General features: G+C 54.9%; 1 pseudogene (only partly in view). It reads left to right on the plus strand.

Going from position 1 to position 20109, the window contains the following annotated elements:
- Positions 1-20109: pseudogene (locus M1D71_RS03185) on the plus strand (non-ribosomal peptide synthase/polyketide synthase) (its annotated part continues 17016 nt past the right edge of the window); the annotation flags it as partial.

Here is a 20109-nt window from a genome sequence, read left to right on the forward strand (position 1 = left end):
ATGATGGAGCAGCATTATCCAAATACTTCGATCAATAATGTGACGCTGTATTTTGTTTTTAAAGGGGAAGCGAATTTAGAGTGGATTGAAACAGCCATTCACTATAATCTTAGCAACCATGCAGGTTTTGGATTGCGATTCTCCCGTAGGCAGGATGGTGATCCGTATCAATATTATGTGCCTCACCGCATTAGCCCGTTGCCTCTAATGGATTTCAGTAATTTAGATAGCCCTCATGAGGAATTTAAAGTTTGGACAGAAAAGCAAGCAACTATCCCGTTCCAATTGGAGAATGGTCCTTTATATTACGTTTCCTTATTTAAAATTAGTGATAATGAATGCGGATACATTATCAAGGCACATCACATTATTGTTGATGGCTGGTCGGGGTATGTGTGGCACGAAGACACTCTTGATATTTATGAAAAGTTGGCGAAGGGTGAAAAATATCCGGTTGGTAAGTCAAGCAACTTTCTAGATTTTGCTGATAATGAAAAAAAATATCTGGCGTCTAACAGGTACATAAAAGACAAGAAATTCTGGTTACAACAGTATCAAGACTTTGAGTCTCCCACGACTATGCCAACCTCCAAATTTATGACAAGCGAATCGATTGGAAGACGAAAATCGTTCCACCTCAACAAAGAACTTTCTGATGGGATCAGAGAAAGACTTCATGAGAACCGGATTTCAATAAATGCTTGGTTTGTGTCGTTAATGCTTGCTTATTTGTATCGGACTACGGGGGAAAACGATTTAGTAATTGGAACTCCAGTTTCAAATCGCTCCGGATCGAAAGAGAAGTCTACATTGGGTATGTTCGTCAGTACGATGCCGCTTCGTGTTCAAATAGGCGCTATGCAGAGTTTTGACTCATTTAGCAAGGATGTACAACGTGAACTGATATCATGTTACTTTCATCAGAAATATCCTTACGATGATTTAGTAAAAGAGTTGGAATTGCGAAAAAAGGGGATAGATCAGCTATTTTCTGTTGTTGTAAATAATTCTGGTACTAGGATTTTTAAAAAGTTAGACAATCTAACTGTAACAGCAAACGAGGTGCATAGTGGGCATCAGTATTATCCATTTCAGTTGCTTATAAGAGACTGGTCTGAGACTGGCGAAATAGAATTGATTTTTGATTATAAGGCTGACCATTCTGATGAGATGGTAGAACAGATATATAATTCTTTCACTGTCATGCTCCAGAATATTATTCAAGACCCTAGTCTTATGCTTCAAGATGTACGTCTATTAGATGAAGTGGGAGAAAGTCAGCTAAGAGATGTATTTAACGACACGGCTTCGGATTATCCACGGGAAAAAACAATTCACGAGCTGTTCGAAATACAGGTAGAGAGAACGCCGGATGCGGTTGCAGTCGTGTACGGGGATCAGCAGCTGACCTATGCGGAGCTGAACGCGCGGGCGAATCAGCTGGCGTGGACGCTGCGCGAGCAAGGTGTGGGACCAGAGTGTATCGTGGCGATTATGGCGGAACGCTCGCTGGAGCTGATGGTCGGGCTCTATGGCATCCTGAAAGCTGGAGGGGCGTACCTGCCGATTGACCCATCGCTGCCTGCTGAACGCATCGGGTATATGCTCAGAGACAGCGGTGCGGTAGTACTGCTGTTGGATTCTGGCATGGATTCATGCGGATTCGAAGGAGCCGTTGTCGAATTGGCACCTCAAGGGCAAGGGCAATCCGAAAGCAACCCGCCGTTAGAGCCGGATTCTGGTAGTTTGGCGTACGTGATCTATACGTCGGGGACAACAGGCAACCCGAAGGGCGTCATGATGGAGCATCGTTCGGTCATTAACCGGCTGCAATGGATGCAGAACTGCTACCCTATCGGAGAACAGGACGTCATTCTGCAGAAGACGTCAATTACGTTTGACGTGTCGGTATCGGAGTTGTTCTGGTGGGGCATGACGGGGGCTCGGGTCTGCATGCTTGCACCGCAGGGAGAGAAAGATCCGGCGGTATTGGCTGAAACCATTGAGTGGCATGGGGTTACAGTAATGCATTTTGTGCCATCAATGCTGAGCGTCTTCCTGGAGCAAGCGGGCCAGGTGTTCCACCAAGAAAAGCTGGGCAGCTTGCGCCGGGTCTTCGCCAGCGGTGAAGCACTGAAGCCGCAGCATGTGACCGGTTTTTACAACTTACTGGAGGGAAGCGGGGCGACGCTTCACAACCTGTATGGGCCAACGGAAGCGGCCGAAGTTTCCTATTTTGACTGCATGTCCTCTCAGGTGAAAACGGCTATACCGATCGGCAAACCGTTGGCGAATACACAGCTGTATATTGTGAATGACCATGTGCAGCTACAACCGATTGGTGTGGTGGGTGAGCTGTACATCGCGGGAGATGCATTGGCACGGGGTTACTTTAACCAGCCGGAGCTGACGGCGGAGAAGTTCGTCGACAACCCGTTTGAGCCGGGGACGAAAATGTATCGGACAGGGGATCTGGCAAGATGGCTGCCGGATGGAAACGTAGAATACTTGGGCCGGATGGATCATCAAGTGAAGATCCGAGGCTACCGGATCGAGTGCGGAGAGATCGAGGCGCAGTTACTGACCCATGCACATCTTCGCGAAGCGGTCGTGCTGGCCCGCGAGGACGAACTAGGCGAGGCATACCTGTGCGCGTACCTTGTGAGTGACGAAGCGGTTGCGGTACCCGAGTTACGAGAACACTTGGCAGCTCAGTTGCCGGATTATATGATCCCGTCCTATTTTGTGGAGTTGGAGACGATTCCACTTACCAGCAACGGTAAGGTGAACCGCAAGGCGCTACCGGCGCCAGAAGGGGAAGTGTACACGGAAAGCTATGAAGCACCGCGGGATGCACTGGAGATGCACTTGGCGGATTTATTTGCGGAAGTGCTGGGCGTAAGCGAGATAGGTATTGGCGACTCGTTCTTCGCGCGCGGAGGACACTCGCTGAAAGCAGTGACCTTGGTGTCGCGCGTGCATCAGCAGCTGGCGGTGGAACTGCCATTGCGGGAGCTGTTCGCGCGGCCGACGGTAAAGGCTTTAGCGGACTATATACGCTGGGCAGAACAAAGGGACTACGGCCGAATTGAGCTAGCAGTGCCGCAGTCCACGTATCCATTGTCATCGGCGCAGCGGCGGTTGGCTGTGCTGCACGAGATGGAGCCGGAAAGCACGCGGTACAACATGCCGGGCGTGATGGAACTCACAGGGAAGATCGACGTAGATCGGCTGGCACAAGCGATTCGGTCGGTCATTGCTCGTCACGAATCGCTGCGCACGTCGTTTATCTGGGTAGAGGGCGAACCAAGACAACAGGTGCATGAAGACGTACCGTTTGAATGGGTATACCGGGAAGTAGACGAAGCAGAAGCGCGGGAGTTCAGTGAGCGGTTCGTGCGACCATTCGCGCTGGAACAGGCGCCGCTACTCCGGGCTGCATTGCTGCGACTGGCGGAAGACCGCTACTGGCTGGTGTGGGACATGCACCATATTGTGTCGGACGGGGTGTCGCTGACCCTGCTGGTGTCGGATTTCATGACGGCATATGCGGGAGAGGAACTGGCACCGCTGCGGATTCAGTACAAGGACTACGCCGTGTGGCAGCAGAGCACGCTTGAGGTGGAGCGGATGCAAGCGGACGAAGCGTACTGGCTGACGGCCTATGCGGAGGAAGTGCCGGTGTTGGAGCTGCCGACCGACCGGACGCGACCATCGGTGCCAAGTAGTGAAGGCGGACAAGTCAACACGGAAGTGGATGCCAAGACCGTAGAAGCGCTGAGACAGATTGCAGCTGATACCGGAGCAACGCTGTACATGGTACTGCTGGCGGCGTATAACGTGTGGCTGCACAAGTATACCGGGCAGACAGACATGGTGGTCGGAACCCCGGTGGCTGGACGGACGCATGAGGATATGGCGCCGATGATTGGAATGTTCGTGAACACGCTGGCGCTACGTAACGCTCCTTCGGGGGAGAAACGATTCATGGACTTCGTAGGCGAAGTGAAGGAACGGACACTGGCGGCATTTGACCATCAGGACTATCCGTTTGAGGAACTGGTGGAGAAGCTGGATGTGCGCCGTGATCTGAGCCGCAACCCGTTGTTTGATACGATGCTGGTGCTGCAGAACATGGAGCAGGCACGATTTGAGCTGGCAGGCGTAAAGGTTCGTCCGGTTGAGCTCCATCATTCGACGACAAAGTTTGATCTGCTGCTAAACATTACAGAGAGTGATCAAGGACTGCAGCTAGTGTTGGAATACAGTAGCGCGCTGTTTAATGAGGAGACCGTGGAACGATACCTGATGCACTTTGTACAGCTGGTGTCCCAAATCACAGCGCAGCCGGAAGCAAGGATTGGAACGTATGAGCTAGTTACCCCAGAGGAGAAACAGCAATTGCTGCACGGATTCAACGACACAGCGGCGGAATATCCGCGGGAAGCAACGATTCATGGGTTGTTCGAAGCGCAGGTAGAGCGGACGCCAGATGCGGTAGCGGTGGTGTACGGAGATCAGCAGCTAACCTATGCGGAACTGAACACGCGGGCGAATCAGCTGGCGTGGACGCTGCGCGAGCAAGGTGTAGGACCAGAGTGTATCGTGGCGATTATGGCAGAACGGTCGCTGGAGCTGATGGTCGGGCTCTATGGCATCCTGAAATCCGGCGGGGCGTACCTGCCGATTGACCCATCGCTGCCTGCTGAACGCATCGGGTATATGCTTAGGGACAGCGGTGCGGTAGTGCTGCTGTTAGATCCTGGTCTGGATTCATGTGGATTTGAGGGTACAGTGCTGGACTTGGCAGAAGCCGAGAAAACAGCAGCTCAAGAGAATCTTGTGCTTCAGGCAAGGCCGAGTGATTTGGCGTATTTGATCTACACATCCGGCACGACTGGGAACCCGAAAGGGGTTATGATTGAACACCGTTCCGTGGTTAACTTCATGACAGGGATGACAGGAGTGATCCCATTCGCTCCGGCCAAATCCATGTTATTGGCAACTACGCTATCGTTCGACATCTCGGTGGTAGAGACGCTGCTTGCGTTTACGCAAGGCATGCGAGTCGTGATAGCGAGCGAAGAACAGCAGAAGGATCCGCAGCAGCTGGCGGGGTTGATTGAGCGCCAGGGTATCGACATGGTGCAGATGACGCCATCGCGCCTGAAGATGCTGTTATCGGCGGGCTGCGAAGCATGGCTGGAAGGCGTAACGGAAGTACTGGTCGGCGGAGAGGCATGGCCCGACGATTTGCTAGCAGATTTGCAAAGTAAATCCAAGGCGGCACTGTTCAATATGTATGGTCCGACGGAGACGACGATTTGGTCGGCAGTGCGGGAAGTGACCACTGAACAGAGCGTGACTATCGGAGGGCCGATTGCGAATACACAGCTGTATATTGTGGATGATCAGGGCCAACTGCAGCCGATGGGTGTCGCAGGTGAACTGTGCATCTCGGGGGACGGTCTGGCGCGAGGGTACCTCAATCGGCCAGAGCTGACAGCGGAGAAATTCGTCGACAACCCATTTGAGCCGGGGACGAAAATGTATCGGACAGGGGATTTGGCAAGATGGTTGCGGAACGGCAATCTGGAGTACTTGGGCCGGATGGACCATCAAGTGAAGATCCGGGGCTACCGGATCGAGTGCGGGGAGATCGAGGCGCAGCTTTTGACCCATGCGCATATTCGCGAAGCCGTTGTGCTGGCTCGCGAGGACGAACAAGGTCAGGCATACTTGTGCGCATATCTCGTGAGTGACGAGGCTGTTTCCGTTGAAGAACTACGAGTGTATCTGGCAGTACAATTGCCGGAATACATGATCCCGTCCTATGTTGTGGAAGTGGAAAACATCCCTCTCAACACCAACGGCAAGGTGGACCGCAAAGCGCTGCCGGCACCAGATCGGGAAGCGTACACGGCAAGCTATGAAGCACCGCGGGATGCACTGGAGATACACTTGGCGGAGTTATTTGCGGAAGTGCTGGGCGTAAGCGAGATGGGCATTGGTGAATCGTTCTTTGCGCGCGGGGGACACTCGCTGAAAGCAGTGACCTTGGTGTCACGCATTCATCAGCAGCTGGCGGTGGAGCTGCCATTGCGGGAGTTGTTCGCGCGGCCGACGGTGAAGGCATTGGCGGACTATGTGCGTAGCACGGAACAAAGCAACTATGGCCGGATTGAGTCAGCAGCGCCGCAGTCCACGTATCCATTGTCATCGGCGCAGCGGCGATTGGCCGTACTGCACGAGATGGAGCCGAAGAGTACGCGGTACAACATGCCGGGCGTGATGGAACTCACCGGGAAGATCGACGAAGATCGGCTGGCACAAGCGATTCGGTCGGTCATCCATCGGCACGAATCACTGCGCACGTCGTTTATCTGGGTAGAGGGCGAACCAAGACAACAGGTGCATGAAGACGTGCCGTTTGAGTGGATCTACCGGGAAGTAGAAGAAGCAGAGGCACATGAGTTCAGTGAGCGGTTCGTGCGACCGTTTGCGCTGGAACAGGCGCCGTTACTCCGAGCTGCACTGCTGCGACTGGCGGAAGACCGCTACTGGCTGGTGTGGGACATGCATCATATTGTGTCGGACGGGGTGTCGATGACCCTGTTGGTGTCAGATTTCCTAGCGGCATATGCCGGGGAGGAACTGGCACCGCTGCGGATTCAGTACAAAGACTACGCCGTGTGGCAGCAGAGCACGCTCGAGGTGGAGCGGATGCAGGCACATGAAGCGTACTGGCTCTCAGTCTATGCGGAGGAAGTGCCGGTGCTGGAACTGCCGACTGACCGGATACGTCCGGCGGCGCCAAGCAGTGAAGGTGGGCAGGTTCATACGCAGATTAGTGCGGAGGTAGCCGAGGGACTGAAGCGAATTGCGACAGAGACCGGAGCAACGCTGTATATGGTGCTGCTGGCGGCATATAACGTGTGGCTGCACAAGTATACCGGGCAGACCGATATCGTGGTGGGCACGCCAGTGTCGGGACGGACCCATGGGGATGCGGAGCCGATGATCGGCATGTTTGTCAACACGCTGGCACTGCGTAACGCGCCATCGGGGGACAAACAGTTCATGGACTTCGTATGGGAAGTGAAAGAGCGGACACTGGCGGCGTTTGACCATCAGGACTATCCGTTTGAGGAACTGGTGGAGCAGCTGAACGTGCGACGCGATCTGAGCCGCAACCCGCTGTTTGACACGATGTTGATCCTGCAGAACATGGAACAGCCGCGCTTTGAGTTAGCGAATGTTGAGGTTCGTCCAGTGGAACTGAACCACCCGACTACGAAGTTTGATTTCACACTGAATGTGGTGGAGCGTGAGCAAGGACTGCAGCTGATGCTGGAATACAGCCGCGCGTTGTTTAACGAAGAGACGGTGGAACGGTACCTGAGGCACTTCGTGCAGCTCGTGTCCCAAATGATCGAGCAGCCGAAAGCGAGCATTGGCTCGTATGAGCTTATAACATCCGAGGAGAAGCAGCAGCTACATGCATTTAACGACACGGCAATGAATTATCCACGAGAAGCAACAATCCACGGACTGTTTGAAGCGCAGGTGAAGAAGACACCGGATGCGGTAGCGGTGGTGTATGGAGATCAGCAATTGACCTACGCGGAGTTGAATGCACGGGCGAATCAGCTGGCGTGGACGCTGCGTGGACAAGGTGTAGGACCAGATCGAATGGTGGCCATTATGGCGGAACGTTCGCTGGAACTGATGGTCGGGCTTTACGGTATCTTGAAGGCCGGCGGGGCATACGTGCCAATCGACCCATCGCTGCCTGCGGAGCGCATCCGGTATATGCTTGAGGACAGTGGCGCGGCTGTGCTACTAGTTCAAACTGGCCTGGATCGTTGCGGATTCGAAGGGGCCGTCGTTGAATTGATACCTCAGAGACAAGGACAATCCGAAAGCAACCCGCCGTTGGAGCAGAATTCTGGAAGTTTGGCGTACGTGATCTATACGTCAGGGACAACAGGCAACCCGAAGGGGGTCTTGATTGAGCATCGTTCCGTTATCAACCGGCTACAGTGGATGCAGCATCGCTACCCCATGGGAGAGCAGGACGTTCTGTTGCAAAAGACACCGATTACTTTTGACGTGTCGGTGTGGGAATTGTTCTGGTGGAGCATGACGGGGGCTCGGGTCTGCATGCTTGCACCGCAGGGAGAGAAGGATCCAGTGGTACTGGCCGAAACGATTGAGCAGCGTGGGGTCACGGTGATGCATTTTGTGCCATCGATGCTGAGTGTCTTTCTGGAGCAGGCTGGAGATGCGTTTAACGGAGAGCAGCTCGGCAGCTTGCGCCGTGTCTTTGCCAGTGGTGAAGCGTTGAAGCCGCATCATGTGACAGGTTTTTATAAGCTCATGGAGGGAAGTGAAGCAACACTTCACAACCTATACGGGCCGACGGAAGCGACAGTCGAAGTCACGTATTACGACAGTGCTTCCACCTTTGCGGAAGATGCAGTGCCGATCGGCAAGCCGATCGCGAATACACAGCTGCATATTGTGAATGACCATTTGCAGCTACAGCCGAAGGGTGTTGCGGGTGAACTGTGCATCGCAGGGGACGGTCTGGCCCGCGGATACGTGAACCAGCCGGAACTGACGGCGGAGAAATTCGTCGACAACCCGTTTGAGCCGGGGACGAAAATGTATCGGACGGGGGATTTAGCGAGATGGCTGCCGGATGGGAACGTAGAATACTTGGGCCGGATGGATCATCAAGTGAAGATCCGGGGCTACCGGATCGAGTGCGGGGAGATCGAGGCACAGTTACTGACCCATGCACATCTTCGCGAAGCGGTCGTGCTGGCCCGCGAGGATGAGCAAGGCGAAGCATACCTGTGCGCGTACCTTGTGAGCGACGAAGTGATTCCGGTACCGGAGCTACGGGAACACTTGGCAGCTCAGTTGCCGGATTATATGATCCCGTCCTATTTTGTGGAGCTGGGGACGATTCCACTTAGCAGCAACGGTAAGGTGGACCGCAAGGCACTCCCGGAACTAGACCGAGAGACATACATGAAAGCTTATGAAGCGCCGCGGGATGCACTGGAAATGCACTTGGCGGAGCTATTTGCGGAAGTGCTGGGCGTAAGCGAGGTGGGCATTGGCGACTCGTTCTTTGCCCGCGGGGGTCACTCGCTGAAAGCAGTGACCTTGGTATCGCGCGTGCATCAGCAGCTGGCGGTAGAGCTGCCCCTGCGGGAGTTGTTCGCGCGGCCGACGGTGAAGACATTGGCGGACTATGTGCGTAGCCAGGACGAAAGTGACTACGGCCGGATTGAATCCGCGGCAGTGCAGGCATCGTACCCGTTGTCATCGGCGCAGCGGCGATTGGCCGTACTGCACGAGATGGAGCCGGAGAGCACGCGGTACAACATGCCGGGCGTGATGGAACTCACAGGGAAGATCGACGAAGATCGGCTGGCACAAGCGATTCGGTCGGTCATCCATCGTCACGAATCGCTGCGCACGTCGTTTATCTGGGTAGATGGCGAACCGAGACAACAGGTGCACGACGAGGTGCCGTTTGAATGGGTATACCGGGAAGTAGACGAAGCAGAAGCACGTGAGTTCAGTGAGCGGTTCGTGCGACCGTTCGCGCTGGAACAGGCGCCGTTACTCCGAGCTGCATTGCTGCGACTGGCGGAAGACCGCTACTGGTTGATGTGGGACATGCACCATATTGTGTCGGACGGGGTGTCGATGACCCTGTTGGTGTCGGATTTCATGACGGCATATGCTGAAAAGGAACTGACACCGCTGCGGATTCAGTACAAGGACTACGCCGTGTGGCAGCAGAGCACGCTTGAGGTGGAGCGGATGCAAGCGCATGAAGCGTACTGGCTATCGGTCTACGCCGAGGAAGTACCGGTATTGGAACTGCCGACCGACCGGATACGTCCGGCGGTGCCAAGTAGCGAAGGCGGGCAAGTCCATACGGAAGTGAATGCCAAGACCGTAGAAGCGTTAAAACGAATAGCGGATGAAACGGGAGCAACGCTGTACATGGTGCTGCTGGCGGCGTACAACGTGTGGCTGCACAAGTATACCGGGCAGACGGACATGGTGGTCGGGACCCCGGTGGCCGGACGGACGCATGAGGATATGGCGCCGATGATTGGGATGTTCGTGAACACGCTGGCGCTGCGTAACGCTCCGTCGGGAGAGAAACGATTCATGGACTTCGTAGGCGAAGTGAAGGAACGGACACTGGCGGCATTTGACCATCAGGACTATCCGTTTGAGGAATTGGTGGAGAAGTTGGATGTGCGTCGTGATCTGGGCCGCAACCCATTGTTTGATACAATGCTGGTGCTGCAGAACATGGAGCAGGAACGATTTGAGCTGGCGGGCGTAAAGGTTCGTCCGGTTGAGCTCAACCACCTGACAACGAAATTTGACTTAACGTTGAACGTTACGGAGATTGATCAAGGACTGCAGCTAGTGCTGGAATACAGCAGCACGCTGTTTAACGAGGCGACAGCCAAGCGGTACCTGATGCACTTTGTGCAGCTGGTGTCCCAAATCACAGCGCAGCCGGAAGCAAGGATTGGAACGTATGAGCTGGTAACGCCAGAGGAGAAACAGCAACTGCTGCACGGATTTAACGACACAGCGGCGGAATATCCGCGGGAAGCAACGATTCACGAACTGTTCGAAGCTCAGGTGGGGCGGACGCCGGATGCGGTAGCGGTTGTATATGGGGATCAGCAGCTGACCTACGGAGAGCTGAACGCGCGGGCGAATCAGCTGGCGTGGACGCTTCGCGAGCAAGGTGTGGGACCAGAATGTATCGTGGCGATTATGGCGGAACGCTCGCTGGAGCTGATGGTCGGGCTCTATGGCATCTTGAAATCCGGAGGGGCGTACCTGCCGATTGACCCATCGCTGCCTGCAGAACGCATCGGGTATATGCTCAGAGACAGCGGTGCGGTAGTGCTGCTACTAGATCCGGACCTTGATCCATGCGGATTCGAAGGGGCTGTCGTCGAATTGGCACCTCAAGGACAAGGGCAATTCGAAAGCAACCCGCCGTTAGAGCAGAATTCTGGAAGTTTGGCGTACGTGATCTACACCTCAGGGACAACAGGGAACCCGAAAGGGGTCATGATGGGTCACCGTTCGGTCATTAACCGGCTGCAATGGATGCAACATTGCTACCCTATTGGGGAGCAAGATGTCCTGTTGCAGAAGACACCAATCACATTTGATGCTTCGGTATTGGAGCTGTTCTGGTGGAGCATGACCGGATCCCGGATCTGCATGCTTGCGCCGCAGGGAGAGAAAGATCCAGCAGTACTGGCCAAAACCATTGAGCGGCATGGGGTTACAGTAATGCATTTTGTACCATCGATGCTGAGCGTCTTCCTGGAGCAAGCGGGCCAGGTGTTCAGCCGAAAAGAGCTGGGCAGCTTGCACCGGGTCTTTGCCAGTGGCGAAGCATTGAAGCCGCAGCAAGTGATCGGTTTTTATAAGCTATTGGAAGGAAGTGGAGCAACGCTTCACAACCTGTATGGGCCAACGGAAGCGGCCGAAGTTTCCTATTTTGACTGCATGTCCTCTCAGGTGAAAACGGCTATACCGATCGGCAAACCGTTGGCGAATACACAGCTGTATATTGTGAATGACCATGTGCAGCTACAACCGATTGGTGTGGTGGGTGAGCTGTACATCGCGGGAGACGCATTGGCGCGGGGGTACTTTAACCAGCCAGAGCTGACGGCAGAGAAATTCGTCGACAACCCGTTTGAGCCGGGGACGAAAATGTATCGGACAGGGGATCTGGCAAGATGGCTGCCGGATGGGAACGTAGAGTACTTAGGCCGGATGGATCATCAAGTGAAGATCCGGGGCTACCGAATCGAGTGTGGGGAGATCGAGGCGCAGTTACTGACTCATGCACATCTTCGCGAAGCGGTCGTCGTCGATAGGAAGGACGAGGAAGGCCAGGCGTACTTGTGCGCGTACCTTGTGAGTGACGAAGTGATTCCGGTACACGAGCTACGGGAACACTTGTCAGTCCAGCTGCCGGACTATATGATCCCGTCCTATTTTGTAGAGTTGGAGACGATTCCACTTACCAGCAACGGTAAGGTGGACCGCAAGGCACTGCCGGCGCCAGATCGGGAAGCGTACACGGAAAGCTATGAAGCACCGCGGGATGCCCTGGAGATGCACTTGGCGGAGCTATTTGCGGAAGTGCTGGGCGTAAGCGAGATGGGGATTAGCGAATCGTTCTTTACGCGCGGGGGACACTCGCTGAAAGCAGTGACCTTGGTGTCACGCATCCATCAGCAACTGGCGGTGGAGCTGCCATTGCGGGAGCTGTTCGCGCGGCCGACGGTAAAGGCTTTGGCCGACTATATACGCCGGGCAGAACAAAGGGACTACGGCCGGATTGAGTCAGCAGCGCCGCAGTCCACGTATCCATTGTCATCGGCGCAGCGGCGATTGGCCGTGCTGCACGAGATGGAGCCGGAGAGCACGCGATACAACATGCCGGGTGTGATGGAACTAGCGGGAATGATAGACGAAGATCGGCTGGCACAAGCGATTCGGTCGGTCATTGCTCGTCATGAATCCCTGCGCACGTCATTTATCTGGGTAGATGGCGAACCAAGACAACAGGTGCATGAAGACGTGCCGTTTGAGTGGATCTACCGGGAAGTAGACGAAGCAGAAGCACGTGAGTTCAGTGAGCGGTTCGTGCGACCATTCGCGCTGGAACAGGCGCCGTTACTCCGAGCTGCACTGCTGCGACTGGCGAAAGACCGCTACTGGCTGGTGTGGGACATGCATCATATCGTGTCGGACGGGGTGTCGATGACCCTGTTGGTGTCAGACTTCCTAGCGGCATATGCTGAAAAGGAACTGACACCGCTGCGGATTCAGTACAAGGACTACGCCGTGTGGCAGCAGAGCACGCTTGAGGTGGAGCGGATGCAAGCGCATGAAGCATACTGGCTATCGGTCTACGCCGAGGAAGTGCCGGTGCTGGAACTGCCGACCGACCGGATACGTCCGGCGGTACCAAGCAGCGAAGGCGGGCAAGTCCATACGGAAGTGAATGCCAAGACCGTAGAAGCGTTGAAACGAATAGCGGATAAAACGGGAGCAACGCTGTACATGGTGCTGCTGGCGGCGTATAACGTGTGGCTGCACAAGTATACCGGGCAGACGGACATGGTGGTCGGGACCCCGGTGGCCGGACGAACGCATGAGGATATGGCGCCGATGATTGGGATGTTCGTGAACACGCTGGCGCTGCGTAACGCTCCGTCGGGGGAGAAGCGATTCATGGACTTCGTGGGTGAAGTGAAGGAACAGACGCTGGCGGCATTTGACCATCAGGACTATCCGTTTGAGGAACTGGTGGAGAAGCTGGATGTGCGTCGTGATCTGGGCCGCAACCCGTTGTTTGATACGATGTTGGTGCTGCAGAACATGGAGCAAGCCTCTTTGCAGCTGGCGGATGTAGACGTTCGTTCGGTCGAACTCCATCATTCGACGACGAAATTTGATCTGCTGCTAAACATTACGGAGGGAAATCAAGGACTACAGTTGTGGCTGGAATACAGCAGCGCGCTGTTTAACGAGGCAACGGCCAAGCGGTACCTGATGCAATTTGTACAGCTGGTGTCCCAAATCACAGTACAGCCGGAAGCAAGGATTGGTATGTATGCGCTGGTTACTCCAGAGGAGAAACAACAGCTGTTGCACGGATTCAACGACACGGTGACGGATTATCCGCGGGAAGAAACCATTCATGGGTTGTTTGAAGCCCAGGTGGAGCGGACGCCAGATGCGGTGGCAGGCGTGTACGGGGATCAGCAGCTGACCTATGCGGAGCTGAACGCGCGGGCGAATCAGCTGGCGTGGACGCTGCGCGAGCAAGGTGTGGGACCAGAGTGTATCGTGGCGATTATGGCGGAACGCTCGCTGGAGCTGATGGTCGGGCTCTATGGCATCCTGAAAGCTGGGGGGGCGTACCTGCCGATTGACCCATCGCTCCCTGCTGAACGCATCGGGTATATGCTCAGAGACAGCGGTGCGGTAGTACTGCTGTTGGATTCTGGCATGGATTCATGCGGATTCGAAGGAGCCGTTGTCGAATTGGCACCTCAAGGGCAAGGGCAATCCGAAAGCAACCCGCCGTTAGAGCCGGATTCTGGTAGTTTGGCGTACGTGATCTATACGTCGGGGACAACAGGCAACCCGAAGGGCGTCATGATGGAGCATCGTTCGGTCATTAACCGGCTGCAATGGATGCAGAACTGCTACCCTATCGGAGAACAGGACGTCATTCTGCAGAAGACGTCAATTACGTTTGACGTGTCGGTATCGGAGTTGTTCTGGTGGGGCATGACGGGGGCTCGGGTCTGCATGCTTGCACCGCAGGGAGAGAAAGATCCGGCGGTATTGGCTGAAACCATTGAGTGGCATGGGGTTACAGTAATGCATTTTGTGCCATCGATGCTGAGCGTCTTCCTGGAGCAAGCGGGCCAGGTGTTCCACCAAGAAAAGCTGGGCAGCTTGCGCCGGGTCTTCGCCAGCGGTGAAGCACTGAAGCCGCAGCATGTGACCGGTTTTTACAACTTACTGGAGGGAAGCGGGGCGACGCTTCACAACCTGTATGGGCCAACGGAAGCGGCCGAAGTTTCCTATTTTGACTGCATGTCCTCTCAGGTGAAAACGGCTATACCGATCGGCAAACCGTTGGCGAATACACAGCTGTATATTGTGAATGACCATGTGCAGCTACAACCGATTGGTGTGGTGGGTGAGCTGTACATCGCGGGAGATGCATTGGCACGGGGTTACTTTAACCAGCCGGAGCTGACGGCGGAGAAGTTCGTCGACAACCCGTTTGAGCCGGGGACGAAAATGTATCGGACAGGGGATCTGGCAAGATGGCTGCCGGATGGAAACGTAGAATACTTGGGCCGGATGGATCATCAAGTGAAGATCCGGGGCTACCGGATCGAGTGCGGAGAGATCGAGGCGCAGTTACTGACCCATGCACATCTTCGCGAAGCGGTCGTGCTGGCCCGCGAGGACGAACAAGGCGAGGCATACCTGTGCGCGTACCTTGTGAGTGACGAAGCGGTTGCGGTACCCGAGTTACGAGAACACTTGGCAGCTCAGTTGCCGGATTATATGATCCCGTCCTATTTTGTGGAGTTGGAGACGATTCCACTTACCAGCAACGGTAAGGTGAACCGCAAGGCGCTACCGGCGCCAGAAGGGGAAGTGTACACGGAAAGCTATGAAGCACCGCGGGATGCACTGGAGATGCACTTGGCGGATTTATTTGCGGAAGTGCTGGGCGTAAGCGAGATAGGTATTGGCGACTCGTTCTTCGCGCGCGGAGGACACTCGCTGAAAGCAGTGACCTTGGTGTCGCGCGTGCATCAGCAGCTGGCGGTGGAACTGCCATTGCGGGAGCTGTTCGCGCGGCCGACGGTAAAGGCTTTAGCGGACTATATACGCTGGGCAGAACAAAGGGACTACGGCCGAATTGAGCTAGCAGTGCCGCAGTCCACGTATCCATTGTCATCGGCGCAGCGGCGGTTGGCTGTGCTGCACGAGATGGAGCCGGAAAGCACGCGGTACAACATGCCGGGCGTGATGGAACTCACAGGGAAGATCGACGTAGATCGGCTGGCACAAGCGATTCGGTCGGTCATTGCTCGTCACGAATCGCTGCGCACGTCGTTTATCTGGGTAGAGGGCGAACCAAGACAACAGGTGCATGAAGACGTACCGTTTGAATGGGTATACCGGGAAGTAGACGAAGCAGAAGCGCGGGAGTTCAGTGAGCGGTTCGTGCGACCATTCGCGCTGGAACAGGCGCCGCTACTCCGGGCTGCATTGCTGCGACTGGCGGAAGACCGCTACTGGCTGGTGTGGGACATGCACCATATTGTGTCGGACGGGGTGTCGCTGACCCTGCTGGTGTCGGATTTCATGACGGCATATGCGGGAGAGGAACTGGCACCGCTGCGGATTCAGTACAAGGACTACGCCGTGTGGCAGCAGAGCACGCTTGAGGTGGAGCGGATGCAAGCGGACGAAGCGTACTGGCTGACGGCCTATGCGGAGGAAGTGCCGGTGTTGGAGCTGCCGACCGACCGGACGCGACCATCGGTGCCAAGTAGTGAAGGCGGACAAGTCAACACGGAAGTGGATGCCAAGACCGTAGAAGCGCTGAGACAGATTGCAGCTGATACCGGAGCAACGCTGTACATGGTGCTGCTGGCGGCGTACAACGTGTGGCTGCACAAGTATACCGGGCAGACGGACATGGTGGTCGGGACCCCGGTGGCTGGACGGACGCATGAGGATATGGCGCCGATGATTGGAATGTTCGTGAACACGCTGGCGCTACGTAACGCTCCTTCGGGGGAGAAACGATTCATGGACTTCGTAGGCGAAGTGAAGGAACGGACACTGGCGGCATTTGACCATCAGGACTATCCGTTTGAGGAACTGGTGGAGAAGCTGGATGTGCGCCGTGATCTGAGCCGCAACCCGTTGTTTGATACGATGCTGGTGCTGCAGAACATGGAGCAGGCACGATTTGAGCTGGCAGGCGTAAAGGTTCGTCCGGTTGAGCTCCATCATTCGACGACAAAGTTTGATCTGCTGCTAAACATTACAGAGAGTGATCAAGGACTGCAGCTAGTGTTGGAATACAGTAGCGCGCTGTTTAATGAGGAGACCGTGGAACGATACCTGATGCACTTTGTACAGCTGGTGTCCCAAATCACAGCGCAGCCGGAAGCAAGGATTGGAACGTATGAGCTAGTTACCCCAGAGGAGAAACAGCAATTGCTGCACGGATTCAACGACACAGCGGCGGAATATCCGCGGGAAGCAACGATTCATGGGTTGTTCGAAGCGCAGGTAGAGCGGACGCCAGATGCGGTAGCAGTGGTGTATGGAGATCAGCAGTTGACCTATGCGGAGCTGAACGCGCGGGCGAATCAGCTGGCGTGGACGCTGCGTGAGCAAGGTGTGGGGCCGGATACGGTAATTGGAATTGCAGCTGAGCGTTCGTTAGAAATGATCATCGGCTTGCTAGGGATATTGAAGGCAGGCGGTGCATATTTGCCGATCGACCCGGTGTTACCGTTTGAACGGATCCGATCGATGCTTAAGGACAGTGGCGCACGTGTACTTTTGCGTCATCAGGGAATGGAAACTTATGAGTTTCAAGGGCGTATGCTGCAATTTGAGGATGTAGAGACAAGTGAACGGCTTGAAACGAATCCCAATTTCACAGTGATGCCAAGCCATTTGGCGTATGTGATATACACGTCTGGGACGACCGGTCAGCCGAAAGGCGTAATGATCGAGCATCGCTCCGTCGTCAATTTTCTCTTTGGTATGACAGCGAGGATTACATTTGAGCCGACCAAGCCGATCCTATTCGCAGCGACATTGTCCTTCGATATCTCGGTCGTTGAGACATTACTGGCATTAACCCGGGGCATGCGCATCATTGTGGCGACCCAGGATCAGCAGAGAGATCCGCAGCAATTAACGGAACTGATTAAGCGCTATAAAATAGCAATGGTGCAAGGAACACCTTCAAGGCTTCATACGCTATTAGCTGTTGGTTCTGATTATTCCTGGCTGGAGAGCGTGAGCGACATCATGGTTGGCGGGGAGACGCTACCAGAGGATTTGCTGAATCAATTGCAATCACTGTCTTCTGCAGCGATATATAACATGTATGGCCCGACGGAAACGACGGTCTGGTCGATGTTGCGAGATGTCAGCGTAGAAAAGACAGCGACAATTGGAAGTCCGAATGCTAACATGCGGTACTATGTTGTAAATTCATATAATCAACTACAGCCGATTGGCGTCGTAGGGGAGCTATGTATAGCAGGCGACGGTTTAGCACGCGGTTATATTAATGAGCATGAACTGACAATGAAGAAATACGTGGATAACCCATTTGAGCCAGGTACGCGGATGTATCGGACAGGGGATTTTGGGAGATGGCAGTCGGACGGTAACCTTGTCTACATGGGACGAATGGACCACCAAGTGAAAATTAGGGGATATCGTATTGAGTGCGGAGAGATTGAAGTTAAGCTGAAAGAGTACGAGCACATCCGCCAAGCAGTGGTATTGTCTCGGAACGATGAGCAAGGGCAGGCATATCTATGCGCTTATCTGGTATGCAGCTTGCCGCTAGTAGTAACTGAAATACGAGCTTACCTGTCTCGGTATTTGCCAGACTATATGATCCCGTCCTATTTTGTGGAGCTGGAGACCATTCCACTTAATAACAACGGTAAGGTGGACCGCAAGGAACTTCCGGAACCAGACCGAGAGACATACATGAAAGCTTATGAAGCGCCGCGGGATGCACTGGAGATGCACTTGGCGGAGCTATTTGCGGAAGTGCTGGGCGTAAGCGAGGTGGGGATTGGCGACTCGTTCTTCGCGCGCGGAGGACACTCGCTGAAAGCAGTGACCTTGGTATCGCGCGTGCATCAGCAGCTGGCGGTAGAGCTGCCCCTGCGGGAGTTGTTCGCGCGGCCGACGGTGAAGGCATTGGCGGACTATGTGCGTAGCACGGAACAAAGTGACTACGGCCGGATTGAATCCGCGGCAGTGCAGGCATCGTACCCGTTGTCATCGGCGCAGCGGCGATTGGCCGTACTGCACGAGATGGAGCCGGAGAGCACGCGGTACAACATGCCGGGCGTGATGGAACTCACAGGGAAGATCGACGAAGATCGGCTGGCACAAGCGATTCGGTCGGTCATCCATCGTCACGAATCGCTGCGCACGTCGTTTATCTGGGTAGATGGCGAACCGAGACAACAGGTGCACGACGAGGTGCCGTTTGAATGGGTATACCGGGAAGTAGACGAAGCAGAAGCACGTGAGTTCAGTGAGCGGTTCGTGCGACCGTTCGCGCTGGAACAGGCGCCGTTACTCCGAGCTGCATTGCTGCGACTGGCGGAAGACCGCTACTGGTTGATGTGGGACATGCACCATATTGTGTCGGACGGGGTGTCGATGACCCTGTTGGTGTCGGATTTCATGACGGCATATGCTGAAAAGGAACTGACACCGCTGCGGATTCAGTACAAGGACTACGCCGTGTGGCAGCAGAGCACGCTTGAGGTGGAGCGGATGCAAGCGCATGAAGCGTACTGGCTATCGGTCTACGCCGAGGAAGTACCGGTATTGGAACTGCCGACCGACCGGATACGTCCGGCGGTGCCAAGTAGCGAAGGCGGGCAAGTCCATACGGAAGTGAATGCCAAGACCGTAGAAGCGCTGAAACGAATAGCGGATGAAACGGGAGCAACGCTGTACATGGTGCTGCTGGCGGCGTACAACGTGTGGCTGCACAAGTATACCGGGCAGACGGACATGGTGGTCGGGACCCCGGTGGCCGGACGGACGCATGAGGATATGGCGCCGATGATTGGGATGTTCGTGAACACGCTGGCGCTGCGTAACGCTCCGTCGGGAGAGAAACGATTCATGGACTTCGTAGGCGAAGTGAAGGAACGGACACTGGCGGCATTTGACCATCAGGACTATCCGTTTGAGGAACTGGTGGAGAAGCTGGATGTGCGCCGTGATCTGAGCCGCAACCCGTTGTTTGATACGATGCTGGTGCTGCAGAACATGGAGCAGGAACGATTTGAGCTGGCGGGCGTAAAGGTTCGTCCGGTTGAGATCAGCCACCTGACAACGAAATTTGACTTAACACTTAATGTTATGGAACAAGACCAAGGACTGCAGCTAGTACTCGAATACAGCAGCACGCTGTTTAACGAGGCGACAGCCAAGCGGTACCTGATGTACTTTGTGCAGCTGGTGTCCCAAATCACAGCGCAGCCGGAAGCAAGGATTGGTACGTATGAGCTGGTAACGCCAGAGGAGAAACAGCAATTACTGCACGGATTTAACGACACAGCGGCGGAATATCCGCGGGAAGCAACGATTCATGGGTTGTTCGAAGCGCAGGTAGAGCGGACGCCAGATGCGGTAGCAGTGGTGTATGGAGATCAGCAGTTGACCTATGCGGAGTTGAATGCGCGGGCGAAT

The organism is Paenibacillus sp. Z3-2 (genome assembly GCF_054161325.1).